This window comes from Streptomyces sp. NPDC127068, from assembly GCF_042724695.1.
Classification (GTDB): domain Bacteria; phylum Actinomycetota; class Actinomycetes; order Streptomycetales; family Streptomycetaceae; genus Streptomyces.
Map to the genome: position 1 here is coordinate 1 of NZ_JBHXEN010000004.1, position 11,141 is coordinate 11,141.

Here is an 11,141-nt window from a genome sequence, read left to right on the forward strand (position 1 = left end):
CGTACGCCGTACGTTCCGCACCCCGGGCCCGGGTCGGGGGTCCGAAGGGGACTACCCGACGACCGTCCAGGTGTCGCCCCCGGTGAGCAGCGAGCTGAGGTCGCCCTTGCCGTACCGCTCCACCGCGGCGTCGAGCTGGTCCGCCATCAAGGTGTCGTAGACCGGCCGGTCCACCGAACGGAAGACGCCGATGGGGGTGTGGTGCAGGGTGTCCGGGTCCGCGAGCCGCGACAGGGCGAAGGCGGTGGTCGGCGACGGGTTGTGCGCGTCGTGCACCAGGATCTGGCTCTGGTTCTCCTCGGTGACGTCCACCACCAACAGGTCACCGGTCAGGCTGTCCCGGACCACGCCCTTGGCGTCGTCCACGCCGAACCGGATCGGCCGGCCGTGCTCCAGCCGGATCACGGCCTCCAGGGCCTGCTGGCGGTCCTTCAGGACCTCGAAGGCGCCGTCGTTGAAGATGTTGCAGTTCTGGTAGATCTCCACCAGGGCCGTACCGGGGTGGGCGGCGGCCTCCCGCAGCACGCTCGTCAGGTGCTGACGGTCGGAGTCCACCGTCCGCGCCACGAACGACGCCTCGGCGCCGACCGCCAGCGACACCGGGTTGAAGGGCGCGTCCAGCGAACCCATCGGCGTCGACTTGGTGATCTTGCCGACCTCGGAGGTCGGCGAGTACTGGCCCTTGGTGAGGCCGTAGATCCGGTTGTTGAACAGCAGGATCTTCAGGTTCACGTTGCGCCGCAGCGCATGGATCAGGTGGTTGCCGCCGATCGACAGCGCGTCGCCGTCACCGGTCACGACCCAGACGCTCAGGTCCTGCCGCGAGGAGGCGAGCCCGGTGGCGATGGAGGGCGCCCGACCGTGGATGGAGTGCATCCCGTACGTGTTCATGTAGTACGGGAAACGGGAGCTGCACCCGATGCCGCTGACGAAGACCACGTTCTCCTTGGCCAACCCCAGCTCCGGCATGAAGCCCTGGACCGCCGCCAGGACCGCGTAGTCACCGCAGCCGGGGCACCAGCGCACCTCCTGGTCCGACTTGAAGTCCTTCATGGACTGCTTGGCGGTGGCCTTCGGGACCAGGGAGAGCGCTTTGATGCCCCCCGGGCCTTCGGCGGTGACGTCAGCCATCGATGGCCTCCTTGAGAACCGTGGCGAGCTGCTCGGCCTTGAACGGCAGACCCGTGACCTGGGTGAAGGACTGGGCGTCGACCAGGTACCTGGCCCTGACCAGGGTGGCGAGCTGGCCGAGGTTCATCTCGGGGATCACCACCTTGTCGTAACGCGCCAGGACCTCGCCCAGGTTCCGGGGGAACGGGTTGAGGTGCCGCAGGTGCGCCTGGGCGACGTGTTCGCCGGCCGTCCGCAGCCGCCGCGCCGCCGCCGTGATCGGCCCGTACGTGGAGCCCCAGCCCAGTACCAGGAGCTTCGCCTCGCCCGAGGGGTCGTCGACCTCCAGGTCCGGCACCGCGATCCCGTCGATCTTCGCCTGCCGGGTGCGCACCATGAAGTCGTGGTTGGCCGGGTCGTACGAGATGTTGCCCGTGCCGTCCTGCTTCTCGATGCCGCCGATCCGGTGTTCCAGGCCCGGCGTGCCCGGGACCGCCCACGGTCGGGCCAGCGTCTCGGGGTCGCGCTTGTACGGCCAGAACGCCTCGGTGCCGTCCTCCAGCGTGTGGTTCGGGCCGGTGGCGAACTGGACCCGCAGATCGGGCAGCTCGCCGGTCTCCGGGATGCGCCAGGGCTCGGAGCCGTTGGCGAGGTAACCGTCACTGAGCAGGAACACGGGCGTGCGGTACTCCAACGCGATGCGCGACGCCTCGATCGCCGCGTCGAAGCAGTCCGCCGGCGTCTGCGGCGCCACGATCGGCACCGGGGCCTCGCCGTTGCGGCCGTACATCGCCTGGAGCAGGTCGGCCTGCTCCGTCTTGGTGGGCAGACCGGTGGAGGGGCCGCCGCGCTGGATGTCCACGATCACCAGCGGCAGTTCCAGGGAGACCGCGAGACCGATCGCCTCGCTCTTGAGCGCCACGCCCGGACCCGAGGTCGTGGTGACGGCGAGGGAGCCGCCGAACGCCGCGCCCAGTGCCGCGCCGATGCCCGCGATCTCGTCCTCGGCCTGGAAGGTCCGCACGCCGAAGTTCTTGTGCTTGGACAGCTCGTGCAGGATGTCCGAGGCGGGGGTGATGGGGTACGAACCGAGGTACAGCGGCAGGTCCGCCAGCTCACCGGCGGCGACCAGCCCGAGGGACAGGGCGAGGTTGCCGGAGATGTTCCGGTAGGTGCCGGTCGGGAACGCCTTCGACGCGGGGGCGACCTCGTAGGAGACCGCGAAGTCCTCGGTGGTCTCGCCGAAGTTCCAGCCGGCGCGGAACGCCGCGATGTTCGCCGCCGCGATCTCCGGCTTCTTGGCGAACTTCGACTTCAGGAACTTCTCGGTGCCCTCGGTCGGGCGGTGGTACATCCAGGACAGCAGCCCCAGCGCGAACATGTTCTTGCTGCGGCCCGCGTCCTTGCGCGACAGGTCGAATTCCTTCAGGGCCTCGACCGTCAGCGTGGTCAGCGGCACCGGGTGGACGCTGAAGCCGTCCAGCGAACCGTCCTCCAGCGGGGACGTGTCGTACCCGACCTTCTGCATGGCCCGCTTGGTGAACTCGTCCGTGTTGATGATGACCTCGGCGCCCCGCGGGACGTCGCCGATGTTCGCCTTCAGCGCGGCCGGGTTCATCGCGACGAGCACGTTGGGCGCGTCACCCGGGGTCAGGATGTCGTGGTCGGCGAAGTGCAGCTGGAACGACGAAACGCCCGGCAGGGTGCCTGCGGGCGCGCGGATCTCGGCGGGGAAGTTCGGCAGGGTCGACAGGTCGTTGCCGAACGACGCCGTCTCCGAAGTGAAGCGGTCACCCGTCAGCTGCATGCCGTCGCCCGAGTCACCGGCGAAGCGGATGATCACCCGGTCCAGTTTGCGGACCTCTTTCTCACCACCTGGCGATCCGGTCGGCGGTGTGCGCTGTTCGCCCACGTGTTCCACGACGGTCCCGTCGGCTGGCTCGGCTGGGCTACTGACCTGGCTGGTCACTGAACTGGACCTCCCTCGGCGCGGCTCTTCGGGAAGGACCAGCACACCGGTCTTCCCAGGCCCACCCTACTTCGGTAAGGGTCGCCTTCCTTCGGCTGTTCGTATGATGGACGCACTTTTGAGACGGCTCGGACCGTGCGCGGCCCGCTGCTTCCATGATCACCCGCACCCCCTCGCCCGGCGCGGCGCCGCTCCCGCAACGCCGCGCGCGGGGTGAGGGAGGGTCAGGTGACTCACGAGTTCAGATACGTGAGAACGGCCAGGACACGCCGGTGATCCCCGTCACTCGGGGAGAGTCCCAGCTTCAGGAAGATGTTGCTGACGTGCTTCTCCACCGCGCCGTCGCTCACCACCAGCTGTCGGGCGACCGCCGAGTTCGTACGCCCCTCCGCCATCAGCCCCAGCACCTCGCGCTCCCGGGGGGTCAGCCCCGCCAGGACGTCCTGCTTGCGGCTGCGCCCCAGCAGCTGGGCCACCACCTCCGGGTCCAGCGCGGTGCCCCCCTGGGCCACCCGCACCACCGCGTCCACGAACTCGCGGACATCGGCCACCCGGTCCTTCAGCAGGTACCCGACCCCCCGGCTCGACCCCGCGAGCAGCTCCGTCGCGTACCGCTCCTCCACGTACTGGGAGAGGACCAGGACCCCCAGCCCCGGGTGGCTCTTGCGGAGCCGGACCGCCGCGCGCACCCCCTCGTCCGTGTGCGTCGGGGGCATCCGCACATCGGCCACCACCACGTCCGGGAGGTCCCCCGTGCCCGCGAGGTCCGTGATCGTCTTGATCAGTGCCTCCGCGTCGCCCACTCCCGCCACCACGTCGTGCCCCCGGTCGGTCAGCAACCGGGTCAGGCCCTCTCTGAGCAGCACCGAATCCTCGGCGATGACGACCTTCACCCTTGTCTCCACGCTTGCTGGCCCCCCATGTAACGCTTGCTGTCCCTTAGGTCCAGCATTCCAGCAAAGTGCCCCCGCGGGGTACGGGGGCACTCCGATCTGCGGTTCTGCGGCTCTGTCGCTCCACGGCGGTGCGACGGTGCGACGGGGTGGGTCAGGTGCGCCAGGGCAGCTCGGCGGTGATCCGGGTCGGACCGGCGGGCGGGGAGTCGACCACGAGGATGCCGTCCACCGCGTCGAGCCGCTCGGCGAGGCCCGCCAGCCCCGTACCGCCGCTGACCGTCGCTCCGCCCGCGCCGTTGTCCGTGACCTGGATGAGCAGCCGGCTCTCCACCCGCCACACGTCCACGCTCGCCCGGTTCGCCCCGCTGTGCTTGCTGACGTTCTGGAGGAGTTCCGAGACCGTGAAGTAGGCGATGCCCTCGATCGCGGGCGCCGGCCGGGCCGGCAGGTCCACCTCGACCTGCACGGGCACCGTGCACCGGGAGGCCACCGAGGACAGGGCCGCGTCCAGTCCGCGGTCGGTGAGGACCGCCGGGTGGATGCCCCGGGCCAGGTCCCGCAGCTCCTGGAGCGCCGTCTTCACCTCGCCGTGCGCCTCGTCCACCATCCGCGCCGCCGCCTGCGGGTCCTCCGTCATCTTCTCCTTGGCGAGACCGAGGTCCATCGCGAGGCTGACGAGCCGGGCCTGCGCCCCGTCGTGCAGGTCCCGTTCGATGCGTCGCAGGTCCGCCGCCGCGGTGTCCACCACGACCCCCCGGTCCGACTCCAGCTCGACCACCCGGGAGGCCAACCGGGACGGGCTCAGCAGCCCGAGGATCAGCAGCCGGTCCACCATCGTCAGGCCCCGGACGACCCACGGCGTGGCCAGCGTCAGCACCAGGCCGACCAGGGCCGTCACCGTCAGCTCGAAGGCGTTGTCCAGGTGGACCGCGCTGTTCTCGTCCCCGTAGAGCTGTATGCCGTCCTGGCTCGTGTAGACGGGGAACACCCAGTGCCACAGCGGGTAGGTGAACAGCCCCCAGGAGACCACCCACAGGGTCAGCGCGGTGGTGAAGGTGAACACCGCCCAGGGGAAGTGCAGCAGCGTGTAGAGCAGGTTCCGCCAGGACGAACCGCTCTTGAAGACCGCGCCGATCCACGCCATGAGACCCGGCCGGGCCACCCGCAGCGGCTCCGCGTCACCGATGTCCATGCCGAGCAACGTCCGCGCCCGCCCCCGCTCCAGCGCGGCGAACCCCCGCGCCCCGGACAGGGTCGCCGCGAGCACCGGCACGCCGAGGAAGGTGACCAGCAGCCCCGCACCGACCGAGAGCATCGTCACCGTGAACGTGAAGGCGATGATGCTGATCGGGAGGCTCAGCAGGGCGAACCCGAACTCGCGCCAGGTGCGGGCCGTGAACGGCTCGCGCAGCCCCGCCGGGAGCAGGTGCCGCCGCCCGGACCCCGCGCCGTCGAACTCGGGCCGGCCCTGCCGCCCGTAACCCTGCCCGTACTCCGTGGCCATCCTCGTCGTCCTTCTCTCGTGTCGCCCGCTGCTGCCCCGCTCGTCGGCTGGCCGCCCGGGCGGTCAGCCGAAGTACCTCCAGGGTCCCCGAGCGGGGCGGCCCCCACCATGTGGCACGTCTCCGTTTCCGACCGGGGGTTTTCCCTACCCCCCGGCGACACCGCCCCGCCCGTCACCCCTCCCCGGCCCCACTCCCACCGCCACGGACCGGGCCCGCCCTGCCCCGCCCCGGTTCCGCCCCTGGCCCCCGGTCCGGCCGAGGGGCCCGGCCCGGTCCGGTCCGCGAGGGTCCCAGATCCCCCGACACCAGCCCCCGGCCCCGAACGCCGGCTGCGGCCCCTGATGGGCCCGGCCCCGCGCAGAGCCTCCGTGTCTAGGGCCCGAACCGCGGACCCCGAACTGCGGACCCGTACCCCCCGGGCCGGACTCGCACCGGGCACCCCGGGACCCCGGCAGAGACCGGACCCCCAAACACGGGACCTCCCGCCCCAGCCCGGAGGGCTACTTCGCGGACGGGCGTTCCCGGTCCCGCCAGGGCAGCTCCGCGGTGACCGTCGTCGGACCGCCCACCGGGGAGTCGACGATGAACAGGCCGTCGACCGCGCCCAGCCGGTCGGCGAGCCCCGCCATGCCCGTACCGCCGTCGAGGCTCGCGCCGCCCACCCCGTCGTCCGTGACCTGGATCAGCAGCCGCTCGCCCGATCGCCACACCTCCACCGCCGCGGACCGGGCCCGGCTGTGCTTGCTGACGTTCTGGAGGAGTTCCGAGACCGTGAAGTAGGCGATCCCCTCGATCGCCGCCGCCGGCCGGCTCCCCAGATCCGCCGTCACCCGCACGGGCACCGTGCACCGGGAGGCCACCGAGGACAGGGCCGCGTCCAGTCCGCGGTCGGTGAGGACCGCCGGGTGGATGCCCCGGGCCAGGTCCCGCAGCTCCTGGAGAGCGAGCTTCACCTCGCCGTGGGCCTCCTCGACCATCACCGCGGCCGTGTCCGGGTCCTCCAGCAGCTTCTCCTTCGCCAGCCCGAGCCCCATCGCCAGATTGACGAGCCGGGCCTGCGCCCCGTCGTGCAGGTCCCGTTCGATGCGTCGCAGGTCCGCCGCCGCGGTGTCCACCACGACCCCCCGGTCCGACTCCAACTCGGCGATGCGCCGCTCCAACTCGTCGGACGGGGAGAGGAGCCCGCGCACCAACATCCGGTCGACGTCCGTCAACGCCCGGGCGATGAACGGCAGCACCGGCCACAGCACGAACAGGGAGGCCAACGTCACCCCGAAGGTCAACACCCCCCACGGCAGCCGTATGACCTCGTAGAGCGCCGCCCGCCACGCCACCGGGTCCGCCACGCAGGTGCGCAGCCGCGTCAGCCACGGCAGGCCCCGCAGTGGCAGCGGGCTGGGCTCCTCGACCCGCACCTTGAGCAGGGCCCGGGCCCGGGCCCGCTCGACCCGCCCGAACTGCCGCACGCCCAACAGGCTCACCGCCAGCAGCGGCAGCCCGACGGCCGTGATGGCCAGGCCGACACCGATCGCCAGCGAGGTCACCACGTACACGAAACCGATCAAACCCATCGGCAGATTCAGCAGGAGATGCGCTATTTCCCGCCAGGTCTGAGCCCCGTACGCCAAACGGGCGGGCGGCAGCGCCTCTTCGGTGCCCTCGGCACCGGCCACCGGCGCGGTCGCGTCGGTCGCGTCCCGGCCCCGGACGGAAGTGGTCATTCGTGCGCTCATGTCTAGAGCGTGCCTGGTCACCGCGGTCGGCGCCATGAGGTGGACCGCATTCTCACCCTGTGGATATCCCCACCCCCCGGCCGTCCGCCCCCGGCCCCTGAGCCGGGCGTCCCGACCTCCCGGGCGACCCCCGCCGCAGCACGTCCGGGCCCGTCAGGTCCGTTTCGTGACGGCCCCAGGGGCCCCTCGGAACCCTCCTGACCGGTGACGGGCTGCTTACCCCTCCTTTAGCAGGGCCTAGACTCCCGTGCGTAGAGAACGTCGTACACCGCGCATTCACTGGCGTCCCGCCCGCTCCGCCGCCCGGCGTCCGGGTCGGTGCGGCCATGGGGCGCACGAGGCAAGGAGCGAGGGGCGGACGTGCCGGAACCGACCGTTCTCGCGGAGGGCTCGGAGAGCTATTTCCAGTCGTACTCCGTCGTGGGACTACTCGCCCTGATCGGGGTGCTCTTCGTCGCGGTCGCCTTCGGCGCCGGACGACTGCTGCGCCCGGTCGTGCCGACCCCGGAGAAACTCCTCACCTACGAGTGCGGGGTCGACCCCGTCGGCGAGGGCTGGGCGCACACCCAGGTGCGCTACTACGTCTACTCGTTCCTCTACGTGATCTTCGCCGTCGACTCGATCTTCCTGTTCCCCTGGGCCACGGTCTTCGCGGAGCAGGGATACGGGTCGACGACCCTCGTGGAGATGTTCATCTTCCTCGGCTTCCTCGCCGTGGGCCTGCTCTACGCGTACAAGAAGGGCGTCCTGACATGGGCGTGATCCCGTCCGCGTCCGACGCGGACCCCGCTACGCCCGCGTCCGACGCGGACCCCGCTACGCCCGCGTCCGACACGGACCCCGCTACGCCCGCGTCCGACACGGACCCCGCCGCCGCGCCCGGTCCCGTGTTCCTGCCCGAGCCGCGCAGGCTCGGCACGCTGGCCCGGCTCGCCCCCGAGCCGATGAAGGTGGTCCTCAACTGGGGCCGCCGCTACAGCCTGTGGGTCTTCAACTTCGGACTCGCCTGCTGCGCCATCGAGTTCATCGCCGCGTCGATGGCCCGCCACGACTTCATCCGCCTCGGAGTGATCCCCTTCGCGCCGGGACCCCGGCAGGCCGACCTGATGATCGTCTCCGGCACCGTCACCGACAAGATGGCCCCGGCCGTCAAGCGGTTGTACGAGCAGATGCCCGAGCCCAAGTACGTGATCTCCTTCGGCGCCTGCTCCAACTGCGGCGGCCCCTACTGGGACTCGTACTCCGTCACCAAGGGCGTGGACCAGATCATCCCCGTCGACGTGTACGTGCCCGGCTGCCCGCCGCGGCCCGAGGCGCTGCTCCAGGGCATCCTCAAGCTCCAGGAGAAGATCGCCCGCGAGTCCCTGGGCGAGCGGTACGCGACCGGGGGCCGTCCGTCGGCCGCCGCGCTCCAGAGCGACCTCGTCCGTCCGCCCGCCGCGACCGGTGCGCCGACCGCCGCCGGCTCCGCCCCGGTCGCCGGAGAGGGGAACGACCGGTGACCGGTTGGCTGCCCGAGGACGTCACGGACCTGTTCGGTCCGGAGGCCACCGCCGAGGAGTCCTACGACGTCCTCACCGTCGACGTGCCCGCCGCCGCCTGGATCACCGCCCTGGAGACCGCGCGGACGACCCTCGGCTGCACCTTCTTCGACTGGCTGAGCGCCGTCGACGAGGCCGAGGCCGGATTCCGGGTCTCGGCCCACGTCGTCGCCCTCGACCCGGTGCGCAGGTTGCTGGTGCGGACCACCGTGCCGCGGGACGCCGCCGCCCTGCCCTCCGCGATCGGGGTGTACGCGGGCGCCGCCTGGCACGAGCGGGAGACCCACGAGATGTTCGGCGTCGACTTCACGGGCCACCCGGGTCTTGACCCCCTGCTGTTGCCCGAGGGCTTCGAAGGCCACCCGCTGCGCAAGGACTTCGTCCTCGCGGCCCGGGTGGTCAAGGCGTGGCCCGGTGCCAAGGAGCCGGGCGAGTCCGAGCACGGGGGACCCAAGCGCCGGCAGATGCTGCCGCCGGGGGTGCCCGATCCCAACGAGTGGGGGCCCCTGAAGGGGACGTTGCCTCCCGCGCCGGCGCGCGGTGCGGGGCGTGCGGGTGCGGCGGGGCGTGCGGGCGCTGCTGGTCGCGCCGGTGCGGGCGCCGCGGGGCGTGCCGCCGGTGACCGGCCGGTGCGGCGTACGCGTACGGCCGCTGCCGGGTCGGCCAGCCAGCCGGGTCCGGCCGAAGCGGCCGGTGCGGCCGGTACGGAATCTCCGCCGGTCACCGGCGCGGGCGCCCCGGAGGGTGCCGCTCCGTCGGCCGAGGCGCAGGCCGCCCGGCCGGCCCGTCGGGCCCGGTCCGCGGAGAGCGGTTCCGCCTCGCAGCGGGCCGCCACGGAACCCGTTACGGCCACGGAACCTGGCACGGCCACCGCACCTGATGCGGCTCCGGAACCTGGCACGGCCACCGCACCCGGTGCGGCCACGGACCCTGGCACGGTCACGGAATCTGGCGCGGCCTCCGCGCCGGAAGCCACCGGCCAGTCGGACGAGGGCACTCGGGCCGCGGACCGGACCGGCGACGGCGCCGCAGCACGTCCGGACGCCGCGACCGGCGCGCCGACCGCCCCCGCGGACCCCTCGCCCGCCGCCCCGCGCACCCGGGGTTCCTCCGACGCGCCCTGGCACCACGCGCGTCCGGCCTTCGACGAGGCGGTGGCGCCGGGCGGAGGGTCCCGCACCGCCGAGTCCGGGTCGCCCGCCCAGCAGCCCGAACCGGCCGAGGCACCCGAGCAACGCGAACGGGCCGCGGGCAAACCCGTCGACCCGGACGCACCCGCCGACCCGGACAAACCCGCCGGTCAGGCCGAAGGTTCCGAGCCGGCTGACGAAGCCGCTCCCGGCGAAGCCGCTCCCGACGACGCCCAACGTCCCCGTAGCCGTCGTCCCCGTACCGAGGACAACCCCCCAGGAGGCCCGCAGTGAACGACGCGCTAGACGTCGCCCTGCGACTCCTCGTCGTCTTCGCCGTCTTCCTCGTGCTGCCGCTGGTCATCGGGCAGACCGAGCACAAGGTCATGGCCCACATGCAGGGCCGCCTCGGCCCGATGTACGCGGGCGGGTTCCACGGCTGGGCCCAGCTGGTCGCCGACGGCGTCAAGTTCGCCCAGAAGGAGGACATCGTCCCCGCCCGGGCCGACCGGCGGATCTTCCAGCTCGCCCCGGCCGTCGCGCTCCTGCCGTACCTGCTCGTCCTCGTGGTCATCCCCATCGGCCCCCAGGAGGGCGCCGTCGGGGTGGTCCTGGACGCGGGCGTCTTCTTCGCCCTGGCGGTCATGGGCGTCAGCGTCCTCGGCTCGCTGATGGCCGGCTGGGCGTCGGCGAACAAGTTCTCGCTGCTCGGCGGCTTGCGCACCGCGGCCCAACTCCTCGCCTACGAACTGCCGATGCTGCTGGCCGCCGCGTCGGTGGCGATGGCCGCCGGCACCGTCTCGCTGCCGGGGATCGTCGACGCGTTCGAGTGGTGGTGGCTGCCCTGGCAGATCGTCGGCGCGCTCGTCTTCTTCGTCGCCGGACTCGCCGAACTCCAACGGCCGCCGTTCGACATGCCCGTCGCCGACTCCGAGATCATCTTCGGCGCGTACACGGAGTACACCGGACTGCGCTTCGCGCTGTTCCTGCTCGCCGAGTACGCCGGGATCGTCGTGCTGTGCGCCCTGACCACTGTCCTCTTCCTGGGCGGTTGGCACGGTCCGTTCGGAGCGGAGGGCCTCGGCTGGGTGTGGACCCTGCTGAAGATCTCCGTCCTCGCGTTCGTCATCATCTGGCTGCGCGTGAGTTACCCCCGGCTCCGGGAGGACCAGCTCCAGCGCCTCGCCTGGACGACGCTCGTCCCCCTCGCCCTCGCCCAGATCGCCCTCACCGGCGTCGTCAAGGTGGTGATGTGAT

At 72.0% G+C, this 11,141-nt stretch carries 9 protein-coding genes; 4 read left to right on the forward strand and 5 right to left on the reverse strand.

Translation table 11 applies throughout. From position 1 onward, the window contains the following. Nucleotides 1–51: 51 nt before the first annotated feature. The 5 genes from ACFWIA_RS03050 to ACFWIA_RS03070 all read right to left on the reverse strand — a co-directional run bounded on the left by ACFWIA_RS03050 (nucleotide 52) and on the right by ACFWIA_RS03070 (nucleotide 7,213). Nucleotides 52–1,131: a 2-oxoacid:ferredoxin oxidoreductase subunit beta gene (locus ACFWIA_RS03050; RefSeq protein ID WP_386999852.1), complete on the reverse strand. Its 1,080-nt coding sequence runs from the start codon at nucleotides 1,129–1,131 to the stop codon at nucleotides 52–54. Further along, nucleotides 1,124–3,079 carry a 2-oxoacid:acceptor oxidoreductase subunit alpha gene (locus ACFWIA_RS03055; RefSeq protein WP_386999854.1) on the reverse strand — a complete coding sequence of 652 codons (1,956 nt, stop codon included), beginning with the start codon at nucleotides 3,077–3,079 and terminating at the stop codon, nucleotides 1,124–1,126. Before ACFWIA_RS03055 ends, ACFWIA_RS03050 begins: the two co-directional genes overlap by 8 nt. Before the next feature lie 233 nt (nucleotides 3,080–3,312). Then, complete coding sequence (locus tag ACFWIA_RS03060) at nucleotides 3,313–3,972, reverse strand: LuxR C-terminal-related transcriptional regulator (protein ID WP_385496056.1); 660 nt, start codon at nucleotides 3,970–3,972, stop codon at nucleotides 3,313–3,315. A gap of 154 nt (nucleotides 3,973–4,126) precedes the next feature. Beyond that, complete coding sequence (locus ACFWIA_RS03065; RefSeq protein WP_386999856.1) at nucleotides 4,127–5,479, reverse strand: sensor histidine kinase; 1,353 nt, start codon at nucleotides 5,477–5,479, stop codon at nucleotides 4,127–4,129. Between the two features lie 501 nt (nucleotides 5,480–5,980). Then, the gene (locus tag ACFWIA_RS03070) at nucleotides 5,981–7,213 is read right to left on the reverse strand and encodes a sensor histidine kinase (protein WP_386999858.1); all 1,233 of its coding nucleotides are present in this window, start codon (nucleotides 7,211–7,213) and stop codon (nucleotides 5,981–5,983) included. A 360-nt stretch (nucleotides 7,214–7,573) separates the two neighbouring features. On the opposite strand from ACFWIA_RS03070, the gene ACFWIA_RS03075 reads away from it, so the two are divergent. From ACFWIA_RS03075 to ACFWIA_RS03090, 4 genes are read left to right on the forward strand one after another with little or no spacing between them, the layout of a single operon-like run. Next, nucleotides 7,574–7,975, forward strand: a complete 402-nt coding sequence (locus ACFWIA_RS03075; protein WP_385496028.1) for an NADH-quinone oxidoreductase subunit A — start codon at nucleotides 7,574–7,576, stop codon at nucleotides 7,973–7,975. Then, nucleotides 7,966–8,715 (forward strand): NADH-quinone oxidoreductase subunit NuoB, encoded by a 750-nt coding sequence (gene nuoB, locus ACFWIA_RS03080; protein ID WP_386999860.1) that lies wholly within the window; start codon nucleotides 7,966–7,968, stop codon nucleotides 8,713–8,715. The genes ACFWIA_RS03075 and nuoB overlap by 10 nt, the downstream gene beginning before the upstream one ends. Then, nucleotides 8,712–10,178, forward strand: a complete 1,467-nt coding sequence (locus ACFWIA_RS03085; RefSeq protein WP_386999862.1) for an NADH-quinone oxidoreductase subunit C — start codon at nucleotides 8,712–8,714, stop codon at nucleotides 10,176–10,178. The genes nuoB and ACFWIA_RS03085 overlap by 4 nt, the downstream gene beginning before the upstream one ends. Continuing rightward, nucleotides 10,175–11,140 carry an NADH-quinone oxidoreductase subunit H gene (locus ACFWIA_RS03090; RefSeq protein ID WP_386999864.1) on the forward strand — a complete coding sequence of 322 codons (966 nt, stop codon included), beginning with the start codon at nucleotides 10,175–10,177 and terminating at the stop codon, nucleotides 11,138–11,140. Before ACFWIA_RS03085 ends, ACFWIA_RS03090 begins: the two co-directional genes overlap by 4 nt. Nucleotide 11,141 lies beyond the last annotated feature (1 nt).

Coding starts and splice junctions, on each gene's coding strand:
- ACFWIA_RS03065 (WP_386999856.1), bottom strand. CDS start 5,479: ATGGCCACGGAGTACGGGCAGGGTTACGGGCGGCAGGGCCGGCCCGAG.
- nuoB (WP_386999860.1), top strand. CDS start 7,966: ATGGGCGTGATCCCGTCCGCGTCCGACGCGGACCCCGCTACGCCCGCG.
- ACFWIA_RS03050 (WP_386999852.1), bottom strand. CDS start 1,131: ATGGCTGACGTCACCGCCGAAGGCCCGGGGGGCATCAAAGCGCTCTCC.
- ACFWIA_RS03070 (WP_386999858.1), bottom strand. CDS start 7,213: ATGAGCGCACGAATGACCACTTCCGTCCGGGGCCGGGACGCGACCGAC.